Here is a 20,312-nt window from a genome sequence, read left to right as displayed (position 1 = left end):
TGGCCCGAGCGGCCGCAGTTTGTGTAGGGGCAAGAAGGGGAGCTCGGGTGAATTTGTTGAGGTAACAGGGCAAGCTAACGGGGTTCCCACCAGTCACACCAGTCCCGCAATCGGGGCACGCGACTCTGTCGGCCGTTGCACCGACCCGGCGCGTACCCCTCCGCTCCGGCGAGAGCACCGCACGCGGGTGTCACTCTCGACGCCGATACGCTCGACAGGTCTCACTTCCACCGACGAGAACGGATGACGCATGGCCCGGTTCGACCTCTCCCTCTCCGAGCTCGAGCTCTACCGGCCGGAGGTGGCCGAACCCGAGGACTTCGACGCCTTCTGGGAGCGCACTCTCGACGAGGCGCGGGCGTTCCCGTCCGAGCCTGTGGTCGAACGGGTGGCCTCCCCACTCACGCAGGTGGAGGCGTACGACCTGACCTTCACCGGATTCGCCGGCCAACCCGTCAGGGCGTGGTTGCTGCTGCCGAGCGGCACCACGGCGCCCCTGCCCGCTGTCATCGAGTATCTCGGCTACGGCGGCGGGCGCGGCCTGCCGCACGAGAAGCTCGAGTGGGCGGCATCCGGCTACGCGCATCTCATCATGGACACCCGCGGCCAGGGCAGCGGGTGGGGAACCGGCGGTGACACCCCTGACCCTGCCGGCACCGGGCCGTCCTCCCCCGGTTTCATGACCCGCGGCATCCAGAGCCCTGACGACTACTACTACCGGCGCGTCTACACCGATGCCGTACGGCTCGTCGACGCCGCACGCACGCTGCCGCAGATCGACCCCGATCGCATCGTCGTCACGGGAGTTAGCCAAGGCGGCGGCATCGCCGTCGCCGTCGCCGGCCTCGTCGACGGCCTCGTCGGCGTGCTGCCCGACGTGCCGTTCCTGCAGCACTTCGAACGCGCGGTGGGGCTGACGGATGCCTTCCCGTACCAGGAGATCGTGACGTACCTCTCGGTGCACCGCGACGCCGTCGAGCAGACTTACCGCACGCTGTCGTACTTCGACGGGGTCAGCTTCGCTCGGCGGGCGTCGGCGCCGGCGCTGTTCTCGACCGCCCTGCACGATCAGACCTGTCCGCCGTCGACGGTCTTCGCCACCCGCAATCATTGGGCGACGGATGCCGCCATCGAGGTGTACCCGTTCAACGAGCACGAGGGCGGCCAGGGCCACCAGTGGGTGAAGCAGGCGGCGTGGCTGGCCGATCGGCTGTCCACGATCGGGGCGACGTCAGCCTGAGCGCACTAGCGGAGAGGGAGCGGCCCGTCGCCTGCCGACTACGATCGACGGGTGACTTCTCCCGCGCCAGCCTCGCAGTCCGCTCTAGCCATCGACGCCGGTCAGACCGGCATCAAGGTGCGCCTCGACGGAGCTGACGGCGCTCAGCAGGACTTCGAGTTCACCGGCATCCGAACAGACCGCCCGCTCATCCCTCAGCTCGCCGGCATCGTCGTCGCCGTGGCCGAGGAGACGGGCAGCGATGTCGAGGTCGTGAGCTTCGGCGTCTCGGGACTCACCCCCGACCAGACCCGTCCTGAAGAGCTGCTCTCCGCGCTGAAGCCGTTCCGCGTGCGCGAGGTGCGCCTGACGCACGACTCCATCGGCGCCTACCTCGGGGCCCTCGGAGCGTCACGCGGTGCCGTAGTGGCATCCGGAACCGGCGTCGTCACGCTCGGAGTCGGAGCCTCCACCGTGGCACGCGTCGACGGGTGGGGATACCTCATCGGCGACGCAGGCAGCGGCTACTCCATCGGGCGGGCCGCACTCGACGCCGTGATGCGCGCCTACGACGGTCGCGGCGCCGAGACCGCCCTCACCGAGGTGGTGCAGCGCGAGTTCCCCGAGCTCGAGGAGGCCTACATCGACCTGCAGTCCGACGACGGCCGGGTGCGACGTATCGCCGCTTATGCCGCCGTGGTCGGCGAACTGGCGGCGACGGATGCCGTGGCCGCCGACATCATGACGGCCGCCGGTCGTGACCTGGCGCTCTCGGCCCTCACGGCGCTCCGCCGAGTCGGCGAGGGCGCCAACCCGACCGCGAGCGTGCGCGGCATCGGCGGGGTGTTCCGCTCCCCCGAGCTCGCCGGCGCCTTCGCGACTTCCGTTCGCGAGGTGCTGCCGGATGCCGACATCCAGACCGGCTCCGCGCATCCGCTCGACGGAGTCGCGCTCCTCCCCTCGGTCGCGCTCGACGGCCCGTTCGGCCCCCATATCGCGGTGGCCGGCGGACGCTGAGGCGTTCCTCGCGTCGAGCTGTCCCGCGCTCGTAGAGTGGGCCCATGGCCTTGATGCAGTGCAGCTTCTTCTCCGACGCGCTCGGCGTGACGACCCACGCGAACGTCATCCTCCCGCAGGAGTCGACCTTGGCGGGCGGGCGGATGCCCGTGCTCTACCTGCTGCACGGGAGGTCGGACGACGAGACGGCCTGGCTGCGCTGGAGCGCCATCGAACGGCACGCCACCGAGCACGGCATCGCCGTCGTGATGCCGAACGCCGGGCGCAGCTTCTACACCGACCAGGTCGTCGGCCACGACTACTTCACATTCATCTCGGACGAACTGCCCCGCGTGATGCAGCGCTTCTTCCCCCTCTCGGGCGAGCCGGAGGACACCTTCGTGGCCGGGCTCTCGATGGGCGGCTACGGTGCCCTGAAGTGGGCGCTGAACAAGCCGCACTCCATCGCAGCGGCGGCGAGCCTGTCGGGCGCGCTCGACATTGCCATCCGGGAGCAGGATGCCGAATGGCTGGCCAACCACGGCAGCCTCGCAGAGGCGCAGGCCAAGGGTGACGACCTGTTCGCCCTGGCGGCATCGCTCGACGCGGCATCCGTGCCATCGCTGTTCGTGTGGTGCGGTACCGAGGACCATCTCATCGAGGAGAACCGCCGGTTCCGTGATGCCGCGGGTGCGGCCGGCCTGCCGCTCGGCTACAGCGAGGGCCCCGGCGGGCACGACTGGGCTCGGTGGGACGAGCAGATCCAGCGGGTGCTGGAGTGGCTGCCGCTGCGCGGGCGCTGAAGCGGATCTCGACACGCGTCAGCGCTTCTCACGGGCGCTGCTCGATCGGCGTATGAACGAGGAAGGGCCCCGCATCGGAGTGGATGCGGGGCCCTTCCTGGTGAGACTCGTGCCTAGCTGTAGTTGCCGGGCGTGAAGTCGTCGGACGAGAAGCTGTCGAAGTCGACGAAGCTCAGGTCACCCTCGGTGAACGACGCGTCATCCGCGAAGATCCGGTTCGGGTAACGCTCGGCCTTGGCCTCCTCCGTCGCCTCGACCGTGACGTTGCGGTACTTCGCAAGTCCGGTTCCGGCGGGGATCAGCTTTCCGATGATCACGTTCTCCTTGAGGCCGACCAGCGGGTCGCGCTTGCCTTCCATGGCGGCCTGCGTGAGAACACGCGTGGTCTCCTGGAACGAAGCGGCCGACAGCCACGACTCGGTCGCGAGCGAAGCCTTGGTGATACCCATGACCTCCTGACGAGCCGAAGCCGTCTTCTTGCCCTCGGCCAGAGCCGCGCGGTTGATCTCGTTGTACTTCGAACGGTCGACCAGCTCACCGGGGAGCAGGTCGGTGTCACCGTGATCGACGACAGTCACCTTGCGGAGCATCTGACGAACGATGACCTCGATGTGCTTGTCGTGGATCGGGACGCCCTGCGAACGGTAGACGTCCTGCACGCCGTTGACGAGCTGCTTCTGCACCTCACGGACACCCTTGACGCGAAGGACTTCCTTCGGGTCGAGCGTTCCGACGATGAGCTGCTGTCCGAGTTCGACGTGCTGGCCGTCCTCCACGAGAAGCGTGGAACGCTTCAGCACGGGGTACGCGATGGCCTCGTCGCCGTTGTCGGGCGTGAGGATCACCTTGCGGGCACGGTCGGTGTCCTCGATCGTGATGCGACCGGCGGCCTCGACGATGGGCGAAGCACCCTTGGGGGTACGAGCCTCGAAGAGCTCCTGCACGCGGGGAAGACCCTGCGTGATGTCGGCTGCGGATGCGGATCCACCGGTGTGGAAGGTACGCATCGTGAGCTGCGTTCCGGGCTCACCGATCGACTGGGCCGCGATGATGCCTGCGGCCTCACCGATGTCGACGAGCTTGCCGGTCGCGAGCGAACGGCCGTAGCACTTCGCGCAGACACCGACGGCGGACTCGCAGGTGAGCACGGAGCGCACCTTGATCGACTCGACCCCAGCGGCGACGAGCTCGTTGATGAGCACGTCTCCCACATCGGAGCCGGCAGCCGCGACGACCTCACCGGCGGCGTTGACCGCGTCGGCTGCGAGGTTGCGCGAGTAGACCGAGTTCTCGACGTTGTCGTCGCGAGTCGGCTTGCCGTCGACGAGAATGACGTTGCCGTCGGCGTCGTGGGTGACGATCGCGAGATCGAGGCCCTTGCCCGTGCCGCAGTCCTCTTCGCGGATGATGACATCCTGCGAGACGTCGACGAGTCGACGCGTGAGGTATCCCGAGTCGGCCGTACGGAGGGCCGTGTCGGCCAGACCCTTGCGGGCACCGTGCGTCGCGATGAAGTACTCGGCGACCGAGAGTCCTTCGCGGTAGCTCGAGATGATCGGGCGAGGGATGATCTCACCCTTCGGGTTGTTCACGAGGCCTCGCATACCGGCGATGTTGCGCACCTGCAGCCAGTTACCACGAGCACCGGACGTGACCATGCGGTTGATGGTGTTGTCCTCGGGGAAGTTGGCGCGCATGGCGACAGCGACCTCGTCGGTGGCCTTGGTCCAGATCTGGATGAGCTCCTGGCGACGCTCGAGGTCGGTGATGAGACCCTTCTCGAACTGTGCCGTGACCTTGGCAGCCTGCTTCTCGTAACCGGCGACGATCTGCGGCTTGTTCGGCGGGGTCAGGATGTCGCTGAGAGCGACGGTGACACCGGAACGAGTCGCCCAGCGGAAGCCGGCGTCCTTGATGTTGTCGAGAGCTGCAGCGACCTGCACCTTCGGGTACCGCTCAGCGAGGTCGTTGACGATCGCCGAGATGGCGCCCTTGTCGACGACGTCCTCGAAGTACGGGTAGTCGGCGGGCAGGGTCTCGTTGAACAGCGCGCGGCCCAGCGAAGTGTTCACCAGGACGGTGCCCTCGGCCTTGCCGTCGACCAGCTCGACGCCCTCGGGCTGGGTGCCCTCGGCGAAGAACTTATCGGTCAGACGGATGCGCACCTTGGCGTTCAGGTCGAGCGAGTGCTGGTCGAAGGCGAGGATCGCCTCGGAGACCGAGCTGAACGCACGGCCCTCACCGGTCACGCCCTCCTTGATGGTCGTCAGGTGGTGCAGACCGATGATCATGTCCTGCGTGGGCAGGGTCACCGGGCGGCCGTCCGACGGCTTCAGGATGTTGTTCGACGCGAGCATGAGGATGCGGGCCTCGGCCTGGGCCTCGACCGACAGCGGCAGGTGGACAGCCATCTGGTCGCCGTCGAAGTCCGCGTTGAACGCGGCGCAGACGAGCGGGTGCAGCTGGATGGCCTTGCCCTCGACGAGCTGAGGCTCGAAGGCCTGGATGCCGAGACGGTGCAGCGTGGGTGCACGGTTCAGCAGAACCGGACGCTCACGGATGATCTCCTCGAGCACGTCCCAGACCTGCGGACGCGAACGCTCGACCATGCGCTTTGCAGCCTTGATGTTCTGAGCGTGGCTCAGGTCGATCAGGCGCTTGATGACGAACGGCTTGAAGAGCTCCAGAGCCATCTGCTTGGGCAGACCGCACTGGTGCAGCTTCAGCTGCGGACCGACGATGATGACCGAACGACCCGAGTAGTCGACGCGCTTTCCGAGCAGGTTCTGGCGGAAGCGACCCTGCTTTCCCTTGAGCATGTCGCTCAGGGACTTGAGGGCGCGGTTGCCGGTACCGGTGACGGGGCGACCACGGCGGCCGTTGTCGAACAGTGCGTCGACGGCCTCCTGCAGCATCCGCTTCTCGTTGTTCACGATGATCTCGGGAGCACCGAGGTCGAGCAGACGACGCAGACGGTTGTTGCGGTTGATCACACGACGGTAGAGGTCGTTGAGGTCGGAGGTCGCGAAGCGGCCACCGTCGAGCTGCACCATCGGGCGCAGCTCCGGCGGGATGACCGGAACCACGTCGAGCACCATCGCTGCCGGCGAGTTGCCGGTGGCGAGGAAGGAGCTGACGACGCGCAGACGCTTGATGGCGCGGATCTTCTTCTGACCCTTGCCCTCGGTGATCTGCAGGTGCAGGCTCTCGGCCTCGGCCGCGAGGTCGAAGGCGAGGAGGCGCTTCTTGATGGCCTCGGCGCCCATGTAGGCCTCGAAGTACATGCCGAAGCGGTCCTGCAGCTCGTGGAAGACGCTGTCCTCGGGCTTGAGGTCGCCGACCTTGAGCGTGCGGAAGTCCTCCCAGACGCGCTCGAGGTGGGCGATCTGCTCGTCAGCCGCCTTGCGGGTCTGAGCCATCTCCTTCTCGGCGCCGTCCTTCGTGCGCTTCTTGGCGTCGGACTTGGCACCCTCGGCCTCGAGGGCCGCGAGGTCCTCTTCGAGCTTGGCGAGGCGGCCCGCGATGCGGGAGTCGCGCTGGTCGCCGAGGGTCTTGATCTCGAGACGGAGCTCGTTCTCCAGACCGGGCATGTCCTGGTGGCGTCCGTCGACATCCACGTCGATCACCATGTAGGCGGCGAAGTAGATGACCTTCTCGAGGTCCTTGGGTGCCATGTCGAGCAGGTAGCCCAAGCGCGAGGGAACGCCCTTGAAGTACCAGATGTGGGTCACGGGAGCTGCGAGCTCGATGTGTCCCATGCGCTCACGACGGACGGAGGACTTGGTGACCTCCACGCCGCAGCGCTCGCACACGATGCCCTTGAACCGGACACGCTTGTACTTGCCGCACGAGCACTCCCAGTCACGGCTCGGTCCGAAGATCTGCTCTCCGAACAGGCCGTCCTTCTCGGGCTTGAGGGTGCGGTAGTTGATGGTTTCGGGCTTCTTGACCTCACCGTACGACCAACGACGGATGTCGTCAGCAGTGGCCAGACCAATACGAAGCTCGTCAAAAGTGGCTGCGTCGAGCAATTTCTCTCCTTGGAAAGTTTCCGAAGTCTTCAATTGGTGAGGTGGCTTAGATCTCGTCGACAGACGACGACTCGAAGCGCGTGGAGATGTTGATGCCCAGCTCCTCTGCGGCACGGAAGACCTCGTCGTCCGTGTCGCGCAGGCTGAACACGCTGCCGTCGGCCGAGAGGACCTCGACGTTCAAGCAGAGAGACTGCATCTCCTTGATGAGCACCTTGAAGGACTCGGGGATTCCGGGTTCCTGGATGTTCTCGCCCTTGACGATGGCCTCGTAGACCTTCACGCGGCCCAGGATGTCATCGGACTTGATGGTGAGGAGCTCCTGCAAGGCGTACGCGGCTCCATAAGCCTCGAGCGCCCAGACCTCCATCTCACCGAAGCGCTGTCCACCGAACTGCGCCTTACCACCGAGCGGCTGCTGGGTGATCATCGAGTACGGACCCGTGGAACGTGCGTGGATCTTGTCGTCGACGAGGTGGTGCAGCTTCAGGATGTACATGTAGCCGACCGAGACGGGCTGCGGGAACGGCTCGCCGGAGCGGCCGTCGAACAGGCGCGTCTTACCGGTGCGGTCGATCAGGCGATCGCCGTCACGGGTGACCGTGGTCGAGTCGAGCAGACCCTCGATCTCCTCCTCCGACGCACCGTCGAACACCGGGGTGGCGACCTTGGTGCCTGCAGGCGCCGAGTGGGCGTCCTTGGGGAGCTTCTTGGCCCACGCCGGGTTGCCCTCGACCTTCCAGCCCTGCTTCGCGACCCAACCGAGGTGGGTCTCGAGCACCTGGCCGAAGTTCATTCGACCGGGGATGCCGAGCGGGTTCAGGATGATGTCGACCGGAGTTCCGTCGGCGAGGAACGGCATGTCCTCGACCGGCAGGATCTTCGAGATGACGCCCTTGTTGCCGTGACGACCGGCGAGCTTGTCACCCTCGGTGATCTTGCGCTTCTGGGCGATGTAGACGACAACGCGCTGGTTGACGCCCGAGCCGAGCTCGTCGTCGCCGTCCTGCGAGTCGAACACCTTGACACCGATGATGGTGCCCTGCTCGCCGTGGGGAACCTTGAGCGACGTGTCGCGCACCTCGCGGCTCTTCTCGTTGAAGATCGCGCGGAGCAGACGCTCCTCGGCGCTGAGCTCGGTCTCGCCCTTGGGCGTGACCTTGCCGACGAGGATGTCGCCGGGGCGGACCTCGGCACCGATGCGGATGATGCCACGCTCGTCGAGGTCGGCGAGCAGGTCGGGGCTGACGTTGGGGAGGTCACGGGTGATCTCCTCCTTGCCGAGCTTCGTGTCGCGCGCGTCGACGTCGTACTCCTCGATGTGGATCGAGGAGAGTACGTCGTCCTTCACCAGGTTCTGGCTCAGGATGATCGCGTCCTCGAAGTTGTGACCCTCCCACGGCATGAATGCCACGAGGAGGTTCTTTCCGAGGGCGAGCTCGCCGTTGTCGGTCGCAGGTCCGTCGGCGATGACCTCGCCGGCTTCGATGCGGTCACCGGCGTTGACGACGACGCGGTGGTTGTACGACGTGCCCTGGTTGGAGCGGTCGAACTTGCGCAGGTAGTGGGTCTGGGTTCCACCCTCGTCGAGCTGGATGGTGACGAAGTCTGCAGAGACCTCGGCGACCACACCGGACTTGTCGGAGGTGAGCACGTCACCGGCGTCGATGGCTGCGTAGCCCTCCATACCGGTTCCGACGAGCGGGCTGTCGCTGCGGAGCAGGGGGACGGCCTGACGCTGCATGTTCGCACCCATGAGGGCGCGGTTGGCGTCGTCGTGCTCGAGGAACGGGATGAGGGAGGTCGCGACCGACACCATCTGGCGCGGGGAGACGTCCATGTAGCCGATCTCGTCGGCGGGGATCAGGTCGACCTCGCCGCCCTTCTTACGGGCGAGGACGCGGTCCTCGGAGAAGTGGCCGTCTGCCTTCAGCGGAGCGTTGGCCTGGGCGACGATGAAGTCGTCCTCCTCCATCGCCGTGAGGTAGTCGATGTCCTCGGTGACCCGGCCGGCGACGACGCGACGGTACGGGGTCTCGATGAAACCGAACGAGTTGATGCGCGCGAACGATGCGAGCGATCCGATCAGGCCGATGTTCGGGCCTTCCGGGGTCTCGATCGGGCACATGCGGCCGTAGTGCGACGGGTGGACGTCGCGGACCTCGACACCGGCGCGGTCGCGCGAGAGGCCACCGGGGCCGAGCGCGGAGAGACGACGCTTGTGGGTCAGACCCGCGAGCGGGTTGTTCTGGTCCATGAACTGCGACAGCTGCGAGGTTCCGAAGAACTCCTTGATCGCGGCGACGACGGGGCGCACGTTGATCAGGGTCTGCGGCGTGATGGCCTCGATGTCCTGCGTGGTCATGCGCTCGCGGACGACGCGCTCCATGCGGGACAGACCGGTGCGCACCTGGTTCTGGATGAGCTCACCCACGGCGCGGATGCGACGGTTGCCGAAGTTGTCGATGTCATCGGTGTCGAGACGCAGGTCGACTGCCTTGCCGGCACGGTGGCCGGCGAAGGTGGTCTGGCCGTCGTGCAGGGCCACGATGTACTTGATCGTCGCGATGATGTCCTGGACGGTCAGCACCGAGTCGGTCAGCGGGGCCTCGAGGCCGAGCTTGTTGTTGATCTTGTAACGACCGACCTTCGCGAGGTCGTAGCGCTTCGGGTTGAAGTAGAAGTTGTCGAGGAGCGCACGCGCAGCCTCGGCAGCGACCTGCTCGCCCGGACGGAGCTTGCGGTAGATGTCCTTGAGGGCTTCTTCCTTCGTGAGGATGTTGTCCTTCTCGAGGGTGAGCTCGATGGACTGGAAGCCGGCGAACTCGGCCAGGATCTCCTCGCTCGACAGGCCGAGGGCCTTGAGGAACACGGTGACGCTCTGCTTGCGCTTGCGGTCGATGCGAACGCCGACCTGGTCGCGCTTGTCGATCTCGAACTCGAGCCAGGCACCGCGGCTCGGGATGACGCGAGCCGAGTAGATGTCCTTGTCGGAGGTCTTCTCGGGGGTGCGCTCGAAGTACACGCCCGGCGAGCGGACGAGCTGCGACACGACGACACGCTCAGTGCCGTTGATGACGAACGTGCCCTTGGGCGTCATGAGCGGGAAGTCGCCCATGAAGACCGTCTGGGTCTTGATCTCACCGGTGAGGTGGTTCATGAACTCGGCGTTCACGTAGAGAGGTGCGGAGTAGGTCTTGCCCTTCTCCTTGCACTCGTCGATCGTGTACTTCTCGGGCTCGAGCTCGGGGTTCGAGAAGCTGAGCTGCATGGTCTCGCCGAGGTCCTCGATCGGAGAGATCTCCTCGAAGATCTCCTCCAGACCGGTCTTCTCGGGAAGATCCTTGCGGCCGGCTGCCTGAGCCTCCGCGACGCGTGACTTCCACGCGTCGTTGCCGACCAGCCAGTCGAAGCTCTCCGTCTGCAAAGCGAGCAGATCGGGAACAGTCAGCGTGTCCGTGATCTTGGCGAACGACAAACGCGAAGCGTTACGACCGTTCTTGGGTGAGTTGGTGGTTGCGTTGCGCGCAGCAGCCAAGGAAATAACCTCCGTGGACCCCGTCAGGTCTCGTTACGATCGGTAATGATGGAGTACTCGTAGACCCTCTGATGCGTGGGGACCGGTATATGTACCCGATCACGCAGAAGCCGACCGCAATATGAAGGCAGAGTGATGTCTAGGAGCGCAAAGAAAAAGCATAACCGTTGGATCACGATATGTCCAGCGGTTTCTTGACCTCTTTTGCTTCTTCCGGTATAACCTCGAGGTCCGCCGCGTATTCCCGGCGTCGATCCGGCAGGATTCCGCCCGAGTAGGGTCGGAGGATGGACCAACGGATGCGGCTCGACGAGGATCCGTTCGTCCCCGGCAGCTTCATCCTGAGCGTCGACGGCATCCGTCAGTCGCATGTCGACCCCGCCGATCCGACGCGGCTGTTCTTCGAGTACACCCGGCGCATCGGCCACGTCATCGATCTGGTGGCCGACCCCGGACACCCGATCCGGGCGCTCCATCTCGGCGGAGGTGCGCTCACCCTGGCCCGCTACGTCGCGGCCACCCGACCCGGCTCCGAGCAGGTCGTCGTGGAGATCGATCGGGAGCAGACCGACTTCGTCCTCGAGCGGATGCCGCTGGCGGACGCATCCGGGATCGCGATCGTGTTCTCCGACGCCAGGCAGGCGCTGGCCGGGCTCGAGGAGGACGGCGAGATCGCCTTCGACGTGATCGTCGTCGACATCTACATAGCGCTGGAGTCGCCGGAGTACGTCGGGCTCCGCGGCTTCTTCGCCGAGGTCGCCCCGCTGCTGGCGCTCGGCGGCGCGATCGTCGTGAACGTCGCCGACGGCCGCTCGCAGATCCAGACGCGCGCGCAGCGCCTCGAGCTCGGCCGCGTGGTGGAGGCCACGCTGGCGACGGCGCCGCCGAGGGTCCTCGCCGGCGAGGAGATCGGCAACATCGTGCTCGTGGGGGCTGACGCCGATCGCATCGCCGAGTGGGCTCCGGAGCTGCAGCAGCGCGGGCCGCATCCGGCCGCCGTCGATCTGGGGTAGCAGTCCAAGCGCATCGGCCGCGGCCTCCGGCCGGGCCTCTGCGAGCGGAAGGCCGGGCTCAGCGAGCGGAAGGCCGGGCCCCAGCGAGCCGGAGGCCGGGCCTCAGCGAGCGGAAGGAACGCTACCGTTGAGGGATGCGCGCCAATCGGGATGACAGTTCCGCCCCGACGCGCACCCTCTCGGCCAGCGGCTTCAACGCCCGCCTCGACGAGGACCGCCACGAGCCCGGCGTCTGGACCCTCGTCGTCGACGGCACACCCCAGTCGAGCGTCGACATGGAGCACCCGGAGGTCCTGCACTTCGAGTACGTGCGCCGCATCGGCCACGCCATCGACCTCGTCGCCCCCGAGGGGCAGCCGATCACCGCCGTGCACCTGGGCGGCGGCGCGCTCACCCTCCCCCGCTACGTGGCGGCGACGCGGCCCGGCTCGCGTCAGCAGGCCGTGGAGCTCGAGAGCGACCTCGTCGACTTCGTGAGGGAGAACCTCCCGCTGCCGCGGAACGCCCAGCTGCGCATCCGTCACGGCGATGCCCGCGAGGTCCTGGCCAAGCTGCCGAGCGGGCTGCGCGGGTCGGTGGACCTGGTGGTGGTCGACATCTTCTCGGGCGCTCGCACCCCCGCCCACGTGACCAGCCGCGAGTTCTACGGTCTCATCGCTCCCCTGCTGTCGGCATCCGGAATCGTCGCCGTGAACGTCGCCGACGGCGCCGGCCTGGCCTTCGCCCGCGGCCAGGCCTCGACGCTGCAGAGCGTGTTCCCGCACGTGGCCATCGCCACAGACACCCAGATGCTCAAGGCCAAGCGGTTCGGCAACGTCGTGATGTTCGCCTCGGCGGCCGAGTTGCCGTTCGACCGGATGCCGCGACTGATGGCCGCAGACCCGGCCCACGCCAAGCTGGTGACCGGGCGGGAGCTCGAGAACTTCATCGCGGGGGCTCCGATCGTGACGGATGCCACGGCCATCCCCTCGCCTCCCCCGGCGCGCTCCATCTTCCTCACCAAGCCCGGCGGCCGCTGACGCGATCCATCACCGGGCGCGGTCAGCGTGCCGATGCGCGCTCGGCGAGCACGGCGTGCACCGCCGAGACCACCACCGAGCCCTCGCCGACAGCCGATGCCACGCGCTTCACGGAGCCGCGGCGTGCGTCGCCGACGGCGAACAGCCCCGGCACCGACGATTCGCCCTGTCGCGGAGGTCGCTCGAGCGGCCATGCCCTCCGGCCGCCCTCGGTCAGCACCTCGTCGCCCGTGATGACGAAGCCCCACCGGTCACGCAGCACGGCATCGGGAAGCCAGGCCGTGTGCGGGCTCGCGCCGATCGTGATGAACAGCGCATCGCTGCGCACGCTCTCGTCGCGCCCGGTCGTGACGTCGCGCAGCACGATGTGGTCCAGCCTGTCCGCGCGGTCATCGGAGATGCCCCCTCCGACGACCCGCGCCTGCGTGCGGATGCGCACGCCGGCCTCTTCCAGCTGCTGCACGAGGTACGCCGACATGCTGTCGGCGAGCGCGCGCCCCCGGATGATCAGGGTGACCGCCTCCGCATACCGCCCGAGGTGCAGCGCGGCCTGTCCGGCGGAGTTGCCGCCACCCACCACGTGCACGATGCGTCCTGCCTGCGCCCGTGCCTCCACGGCGGCGGCACCGTAGAAGACGGCCGTCCCGACATACGGCGACAGCGACCCGACGTCGAGTCGCCGGTACGTCACCCCTGTCGCAAGCACGACGGAGCGGGCGCGGGCGGTCTCATCCGGAGCGATGGCGACCCGGAATCCCTCGTCGGCGATCTCGAGCCCCACCGCCTCACGGGTCAGGGCGAAGCGGGCGCCGAAGACCCACGCCTGCTGGTATGAGCGCTGGGCGAGGTCGGCTCCCGAGACGCCGCGCTCGAAGCCGAGGTAGTTGCGGATGAGGGAGCTCGATCCGGCCTGCCCGCCCACGGGGCCGCGCTCGATGACGAGCGTGCTGAGGCCCTCGGATGCCGCATAGACGGCGGCCGCGAGGCCACCGGGTCCCGCACCGATGACGGCCACATCGACCTCCTCCGACGGCACGTCGGTGCTGAAGGCGAACGTACGGGCGAGCTCCGTGTCGGTCGGGTCGACCACGCTGCGTCCGTCGACCAGTCGCACGACGACGGATGCCGGGCTCGTCGATGAGGCATCCGGCTCCTCCACCGTGTGACTGATGCCGAACCTGGCGAGCTGGGCGACGACCTGGTGCGTGCGCGGCTGCGCCGCCGCCCCGATGACGGTGACGGAGGCCGCGGTGGAGACCACCACCTCGGCCCGCTGCCACTCGAGCAGGAACTCGGTGATACGCCGGTGGAAGGCCTCCTCCGGCGAACGCCGGGGACGCACGACGTAGTAGTGGATCTCGAGCGCCGACATCAGGCGGTAGACGGCGTCGGCGACAGCGGGTTCGTCCCAGCTGCCCCACTCGATGAGGAGGCAGCGCCGGACCTCGGGGAAGAGCGACCGGGCCAGGGCGAACAGGCTGGGTTCACCGGGCGCGGCCGGGGACACCGCATCGCTGAGGAGGAGTGCCACGGTCTGGCCGGCGGCGGCGATGCGGCGGAGTGCAGCGGCAGCGGCATCCGTCGTCTCCGACGTCACCACCCTGTAGTCGCCCGCGTACCGGCGCTCGACCTCCCGCACGACGTCGGCGCGTGCCGCGGCATCGGAGATGCCGAGCAGGATCACGGGCTCGGGTTGTGCGTTCCGTTGCGTATCCATGACGCCCTCCCGAGGCATGGCCGATCAGGATGTTCCGCTGTCACAGAGGAGTGTACTCAGCACCCCTCGCGCCATCGACTCTGGACGCGGTGCCGTCTCCGAGAACAGACTGTGCTGCATGACCCCCAGAGCGGGACGCATCCGTACCCCCGACCAGCGCCTGCGCGTCTTCGTGAGTTCCACCCTCCAGGAGCTGTCGGCGGAGCGTCGAGCGGCTCGTTCGGCGATCGAGGAGTTGCGGATGGCGCCGGTCATGTTCGAGCTCGGCGCGCGCCCGCATCCGCCCCGCGACCTCTACCGCGCCTACCTCGAGCAGAGCGACGTCTTCGTCGGCCTCTACTGGGAGCGCTACGGCTGGGTCGCCCCGGACGAGGAGGTCTCGGGCCTCGAGGATGAGTACAACCTGACGCCGACGGCGATGCCGAAGCTCATCTACATCAGGCACTCGTCGGCCCGGGAGCCGCGCCTGACAGCGCTGCTCGACCGCATCCGTTCCGATGACACGGCCTCCTACAAGTCGTTCAGCAGCGCCGACGAGCTCGGCGAGTACCTGAGGGGCGACCTCGCGACGCTGCTCGCCGAGCGCTTCGACGCCAGCAGGGCCCCGGCTCCAGCGGTCGCGCCGCCGCCTCCCGACGCGCGACTCACCAGGCTTCCGTCTCCGCTGACGGAGCTGATCGGCCGTCGACGGGAGGTCGACGAGCTGGTGGACCTCATCGGCGCGGCAGGGGCGCGGCTGGTGACGATCACCGGACCGGGCGGCATCGGAAAGAGCCGGGTCGCGATCGACGCCGCCGAGCGGCTGGAGGACCGGTTCGACGGCCACGTCGCTTTCGTCGACCTCGCATCGGCCACCCAGCCGACGCTCGTGATCGCCGCGATGGCCCAGGCGCTGGGGGTGCGCGACACCGGGGACGCCCCACTGGCCGACAAGGTGACCATGGCCCTCGGAGGACGGCCGAGCCTGCTCGTGCTCGACAACTTCGAGCAGGTGCTCGATGCGGCACCGCTCCTGTCGACGTTCCTCTCCGAGATCCCCGGGCTCAGCTTCCTCGTCACCAGCCGATCACTGCTGCGGGTCTCGGGCGAGCATGCCGTCGAACTGACGCCGCTGGCGATTCCGGATGCCGACGACGTGGACGACCTGCCTCGACTCCTCGCCGTGCCGTCGGTCGCCCTCTTCGTCGCGCGGGTGCGTGCCGTCAAGCCCGACTTCGAGCTGACCTCGGGCAACGCGGCGGCGGTCGCCGGAATCTGCACAGCTCTCGACGGCGTCCCCTTGGCACTCGAACTGGCGGCCGCCCGGGCGCGGGTGCTCGGCCCGAAGGCCATGCTGAAGCGCCTGGACCGCCAGCTCCCGTTGCTCGTGGAGGGGGTGCGCGACCTGCCGGAGCGCCAGCGCACTCTGCGCGGCACGATCGAATGGAGCACGAGGCTGCTGGGCGAGGCTGAGAACGGCCTGCTGGCTCGGCTCGGCGTGTTCGCTGGTGACTTCTCCCTGGACGCTGCCGAGGCCGTCCATGCGGAGATGGGTGGCGACGCCGACGTGCTGCTCCTGTTGGGTGCTCTCGTCGACAGCAGCCTCGTGCGACAGCGCGAGCGAGATGAGGTGTCGATGTTCTCCCTGCTCACCACTGTGCAGGAGTACGCACTGGAACGGCTCGAGGCCGATGGAACGCTCGAGGCGGCTCGGCGTGCGCACGCGACGTACTACCGCTCGCTGAGCGAGGAGATGAGCTCGGCACTCACCGGACGGCTGCAGGCTGAGAGCGTGCGCAGACTCGCTCGCGAGTACGACAACCTGAGAGCCGCCATCCGGCACCTCATCGACGCCGGGCAGTACGACGCCGCCGCCCGCTTCGCCTGGAACCTCTACATCTTCTGGTGGGTCGACGGCCATCTCGGCGAGGTGCGCGGCTTGATGGCCGAGGTCCTCCGGGCGGATGCCGCCGTCTCCGACGTGACCCGGGCGACCGCGCTGTACTACACCCGCGCGATCGTGTTCTGGCAGGACCCCGATGAGGTCGTCGTGCCCGGGCTCTCCGAGAGCGCCGAGCTGTTCCGCCGGTCCGGCGACCCGTCGGGCTCTGCGCTCGCGCTCATCTCGCTCGCTCTCGCCCTGCTCTCAGCCCACGAACCCGACCCCGTGAGGGCTGACGAGGCCCTGGAGACGAGCCTCGGACAGTTCCGCGACGCCCATTTCCGGTGGGGGGAGGCCATGGCGCTGGTCACACTCGGTCGGGTCGCCCTGCTCGCGCGCAAGGAGCACGCCGCCCTCAACAGGTTCGAGGAGAGCCTCGCCCTGGCCGAGTCGGAGCGTGACGACCTCGGTATCGCGATCGCGCTGCACCACCTCGGATGGGCGCACCTCCTACTCGGCTCGATCGACCACGCCCGGCACTGCTTCGAGCGGAGCCTGACGGTGTCGGCCGGGCTCGGGCACGACGAGGGGGTGGCGTACGGACTCGAGGGACTCGTGGCCATCGCCGCCGCGGCCGGGGACGTCGAGCGCGCCGGTCGGCTCGCCGGAGCGGCCAGATCCCTCCGGGAGCGCAGCGGCCTCTACAACGCCCCCACGTTCAGCTTCCACGAGGCGTACCTCGCGCCGCTGCGATCGTCGGATGCCGCGGACACCCTCACAGCAGCTGTCGCCGAGGGGGAACGGATGACCTCCGAGTCTGCCACCGCCTACGCGCTCGCGCCGGAGGCTGCGACGTGACGCGCGACCAGCGCCGTGGACGAGCCGACGACGCGTCGACCGAGGTCTCGGCATCCGTTCACGACGACAGCATCCTGCCGTTCACGTGGTGGCTCTCGCTCGCGATCATCCCGTTCCTGGTCGCGGCGAGCGTGTTGCTGTACCTCCTTCCCGGAAGCACGGAGCAGACCTTCGCCTGGACCATCAAGCCCGAGATCACAGCGATGTTCCTGGGTTGCGCCTATGTCGGCGGCATCTGGTTCTTCACCCAGGTGCTGCGGGTGAGGAGGTGGCACCGCATCAGTCACGGCCTGCCGGCCGTCTTCGTGTTCGCCACCCTGTTGAGCATCGCGACCTTCCTGCACTGGGACAGGTTCCACTTCGGCCACATCTCGTTCGTCACCTGGGTGACGCTCTACGTCACGACCCCGGTGCTCGTGCTCGTGGCCGGGCTGCTCAACCGTCGCACAGACCCGAAGACGCCGGACGAGCTCGACGCCGTGATCCCGGGGGCGGTGCGCGTGCTTCTCGTGGTCGTGGGCATTCTGGCCTTCATCACCGGCGCCGTGCTGTTCCTGTTCCCGAATCTGCTGGTCGGCGCCTGGGCGTGGGAGGTCACGCCGCTCACGGCTCGGGTGGTGGGCGCTGTGCTCACGCTTCCGGGCACCGTGAACATCTGGATGCTGACCGACGGCAGGTGGAGCGCCTTCCGGTGGGTGTTCCAGGCGCAGATCGTGAGCCTCGTGTTCATCGTGATCGCGCTGGCGGTCCGGCGCGACGACCTGGGCTGGGAGCATCCGGCAGCGTGGGTGTTCTCGTTCGGGATCGCGTTCTCACTCGTCGCCTACGTGGCGTTCTACGTGCTCATGGATCGCCGACGTCGCCCGACTGCCTCCGTGTGAAGGCACGGGAGCCGCGTTGTGAAGGCCTCCCGGTCGCGGAGGCCTGAAGGGCGCGGAGGAGCCGCCGCGCGTGCCTTCATCCGGCGGATCGGGCGTGCCGGAAGCGCACCTTCTGGCCGGGCCTCAGCTGGGCGAAGGTGTCGAGGGACGCATCCGTCACCACCGCGATCACGGGGTAGCCGCCAGTCACCGGATGATCGGCGAGCAGCACCGTCGGCTGACCCGATGGCGCAACCTGTACCGAGCCCGCGAGCATGCCCTCGCTCGGGAGTTCGCCGTCTCCTCGGCGAGCGAGCACAGGACCGGTGAGGCGCAGACCGATGCGATTCGAGTCGACCGAGACCGACCATTCCTCTTCGAAGAACGCGGCGACTGCCGCCGGGGCGAAGCCGTCGGCCCGCGGACCCGTGTGCGCCTGGATGTCGACGGCACCGTCGGTGGGCGCCCAGAGGGTGAGCGGGTCGAGCGCGGGGATCGGGGCGGATTCCATAGCGCCGACACCGATCACGTCGCCCGCCGAGAGCGGAGCCGGCCCGAGGCCCGAGAGCGTGTCGGTCGAGGACGAGCCGAGCACGACCTCGGTCCCGAGGCCACCGCGCACGGCGAGGTAGTAACGCAGGCCGTGCTCCGCCGTGCCGAACTCGATCACGCTGCCGGATGCCGCCCGCCTGGCCTCGTCGAGACTGATGCGGCGCCCGTCGAGCAGCACCGGCCCCCACGCACCTGTCACGGCGAACCAGATCGGTTCGCCGACGCGCAGCCTGAGTCCCCCCAGTGTGACCTCGATGCCGGGAGCGCCCTCGGGGTTGCCGACGAGCCGATTCGCGAGGCGGAGGGCACCTCGATCGAGTGCTCCCGACGCCCCCACGCCGAGGTGGGCGAAGCCGGGCCGCCCGAGATCCTGCACGAGGCTGAGCGGCCCGGCGTCGACGACGGTGATGGTCGCCGTCACGGCACGGCCTCGAAGCGCACAGTGCCGCCGGGGACGAGGAGGGCCGGCGATGCGGCAGCGGAGTTCCAGAGCACTCTCCCGGTGGTCCCGATGAGCTGCCAGCCTCCGGGGCTGCTGCGCGGGTAGATGCCGCCGAACTCGCCGGCGAGACCGACCGCCCCGGTCGGAACGCGCGTGCGGGGGCTGGCGAGCCGCGGCACGTCGTAGGGCCAGTCGGCGCTCACGAGGTAGCCGAAGCCCGGGGCGAAGCCGCTGAACGCGACGCGCCAGGTGGCGGCCTGATGGCGCGCGACGAGCTCGGCAGCGTGCAGGTCGAGGGCGGCGGCCAGGGCTGCGAGGTCGGGGCCGTCGTAGCGCACGGGGATGACGACAGGGTCAGCCTGCTCCTCAGTGACGTCGGCGGGTGGGGCCGCCGCAGCCCGGCCGACCCAGCGCCTCGCCTCGATGAGGGACAGCCGCGCCAGATCGACTGTGACGAGCACAGTGCGGGCCGCCGGAACGAGGTCGAGGACACCGCTCGGTCGGCCGTGCTGCAGCGCCGCGTGCAGCACGAGGACGGCGTCGAGCGAGTCGAGTTCGACGAGGAGCGCGCGATCGCCCATGGGGAGGAAGCGCGGGGCGATCGGGGCGACCCGGGTCCCGCCATCCGCGGGGCTCATGCGAACGACCTGATGTCGACGCTCGCGTCGGCGAGCGCCTCGCGCACCGCTGCGGCGAGCGCCGGGGCTCCGGGAGTGTCGCCGTGCACGCACAGCGATGTGGCGCGGATCGCGATGCGGCTGCCGTCGAGGGCGCGGATGCCGCGACCCGTGGCGATCGCCACAGCGCGTTCGGCGACGAGGTCGACATCGGCGACGAGTGCTCCCGGAAGCGAGCGCGGCGCGAGTGAGCCGTCGGGGAGATACGCGCGGTCGGCGAACGCCTCGGGGAAGTAGCAGATGCCCTCACGGGTGGACGCCCGCTCGAGAGCGCTGTCCGGCATGCCGAGCAGGGCGACATCCGTGTCGCTGCTGCTCGCGTCAGCCATCATCGAGCAGAACAGCCGCGCCAGGTGGTCGTCGACCTGCAGGCGGTTGTAGAGCGCGCCGTGCGGCTTCACATAGGCCAGCACGCCACCTTCCTCGGCTGCAGCGACTCGGACGGCGTCGATCTGAACAGACCACTCGACGAGAAGCGTGGAGTCGTCGACCTCCAGCGCTCGCCGTCCGAATCCCTCGCGGTCGTTGTACGAAGGATGCGCCCCGATGGCCACGCCGTTCAGTACGGCGAGGCGGCAGCTCTCGGCGATCGTCTCGGCGTCTCCGGCGTGGAAACCGCAGGCGATGTTGGCGCTCGTGATGAGCGCGAACAGGGCGGCGTCGTCGCCGACGCCCTCGCCGAGATCGCAGTTGAGGTCGATGGAGTCGCTCACGCCTTCCATTCTG

General features: G+C 68.3%; 13 protein-coding genes. 7 read left to right on the top strand and 6 right to left on the bottom strand.

Translation table 11 applies throughout. The features are described 5' to 3' along the window. The first annotated feature begins 250 nt into the window (after nt 1-250). From AADV74_RS16100 to AADV74_RS16090, 3 genes are read left to right on the top strand one after another with little or no spacing between them, the layout of a single operon-like run. Nucleotides 251-1,240 (top strand): acetylxylan esterase, encoded by a 990-nt coding sequence (locus AADV74_RS16100; RefSeq protein WP_342116015.1) that lies wholly within the window; start codon nt 251-253, stop codon nt 1,238-1,240. Nucleotides 1,241-1,291: 51 nt separating this feature from the next. Continuing rightward, complete coding sequence (locus AADV74_RS16095) at nt 1,292-2,236, top strand: N-acetylglucosamine kinase (protein WP_342116012.1); 945 nt, start codon at nt 1,292-1,294, stop codon at nt 2,234-2,236. A 44-nt stretch (nt 2,237-2,280) separates the two neighbouring features. After that, the gene (locus AADV74_RS16090) at nt 2,281-3,018 is read left to right on the top strand and encodes an alpha/beta hydrolase (protein WP_342116008.1); all 738 of its coding nucleotides are present in this window, start codon (nt 2,281-2,283) and stop codon (nt 3,016-3,018) included. A 113-nt stretch (nt 3,019-3,131) separates the two neighbouring features. Here the strand turns inward: AADV74_RS16090 and rpoC are convergent, their stop codons facing one another. Then, nucleotides 3,132-7,049: a DNA-directed RNA polymerase subunit beta' gene (gene rpoC, locus AADV74_RS16085; RefSeq protein ID WP_342116006.1), complete on the bottom strand. Its 3,918-nt coding sequence runs from the start codon at nt 7,047-7,049 to the stop codon at nt 3,132-3,134. A 46-nt stretch (nt 7,050-7,095) separates the two neighbouring features. Next, nucleotides 7,096-10,587, bottom strand: a complete 3,492-nt coding sequence (gene rpoB, locus AADV74_RS16080) for a DNA-directed RNA polymerase subunit beta (protein ID WP_342116003.1) — start codon at nt 10,585-10,587, stop codon at nt 7,096-7,098. Nucleotides 10,588-10,874: 287 nt separating this feature from the next. Between rpoB and AADV74_RS16075 the strand changes: the two genes are divergently transcribed. Then, nucleotides 10,875-11,600, top strand: coding sequence for a spermidine synthase (locus tag AADV74_RS16075; RefSeq protein ID WP_342116001.1), 726 nt, complete (start codon nt 10,875-10,877; stop codon nt 11,598-11,600). A gap of 134 nt (nt 11,601-11,734) precedes the next feature. Further along, entirely contained in the window at nt 11,735-12,619 is an 885-nt protein-coding gene (locus tag AADV74_RS16070) for a spermidine synthase (RefSeq protein ID WP_342115999.1), read from the top strand. Between the two features lie 22 nt (nt 12,620-12,641). Here AADV74_RS16070 and AADV74_RS16065 read toward each other — a convergent pair whose 3' ends face one another. Further along, on the bottom strand, nt 12,642-14,336 hold the full coding sequence (locus tag AADV74_RS16065; protein WP_342115996.1) for an NAD(P)/FAD-dependent oxidoreductase: 1,695 nt from the start codon (nt 14,334-14,336) through the stop codon (nt 12,642-12,644). A gap of 118 nt (nt 14,337-14,454) precedes the next feature. Here AADV74_RS16065 and AADV74_RS16060 point away from each other — a divergent pair, with 118 nt between their 5' ends. Together AADV74_RS16060 and AADV74_RS16055 are read left to right on the top strand one after the other, a co-directional pair. Beyond that, complete coding sequence (locus tag AADV74_RS16060; protein ID WP_342115994.1) at nt 14,455-17,055, top strand: ATP-binding protein; 2,601 nt, start codon at nt 14,455-14,457, stop codon at nt 17,053-17,055. Continuing rightward, complete coding sequence (locus AADV74_RS16055; RefSeq protein ID WP_342115991.1) at nt 17,052-17,936, top strand: hypothetical protein; 885 nt, start codon at nt 17,052-17,054, stop codon at nt 17,934-17,936. Before AADV74_RS16060 ends, AADV74_RS16055 begins: the two co-directional genes overlap by 4 nt. Before the next feature lie 76 nt (nt 17,937-18,012). On the opposite strand, the gene AADV74_RS16050 is transcribed toward AADV74_RS16055, so the two are convergent. From AADV74_RS16050 to AADV74_RS16040, 3 genes are read right to left on the bottom strand one after another with little or no spacing between them, the layout of a single operon-like run. Further along, the gene (locus tag AADV74_RS16050; protein ID WP_342115989.1) at nt 18,013-18,888 is read right to left on the bottom strand and encodes a 5-oxoprolinase subunit C family protein; all 876 of its coding nucleotides are present in this window, start codon (nt 18,886-18,888) and stop codon (nt 18,013-18,015) included. After that, nucleotides 18,885-19,547, bottom strand: a complete 663-nt coding sequence (locus AADV74_RS16045) for a 5-oxoprolinase subunit B family protein (protein ID WP_342115987.1) — start codon at nt 19,545-19,547, stop codon at nt 18,885-18,887. Before AADV74_RS16045 ends, AADV74_RS16050 begins: the two co-directional genes overlap by 4 nt. After that, a complete protein-coding gene (locus AADV74_RS16040; protein ID WP_342116405.1) occupies nt 19,544-20,308 on the bottom strand; it encodes a LamB/YcsF family protein in 765 nt (254 codons plus the stop codon). The genes AADV74_RS16045 and AADV74_RS16040 overlap by 4 nt, the downstream gene beginning before the upstream one ends. Nucleotides 20,309-20,312 lie beyond the last annotated feature (4 nt).

This window comes from Leifsonia stereocauli (assembly GCF_038432415.1).
Taxonomy (GTDB): Bacteria; Actinomycetota; Actinomycetes; order Actinomycetales; family Microbacteriaceae; genus Orlajensenia; species Orlajensenia stereocauli.
This window is presented reverse-complemented; position numbering and strand designations above follow the sequence as displayed.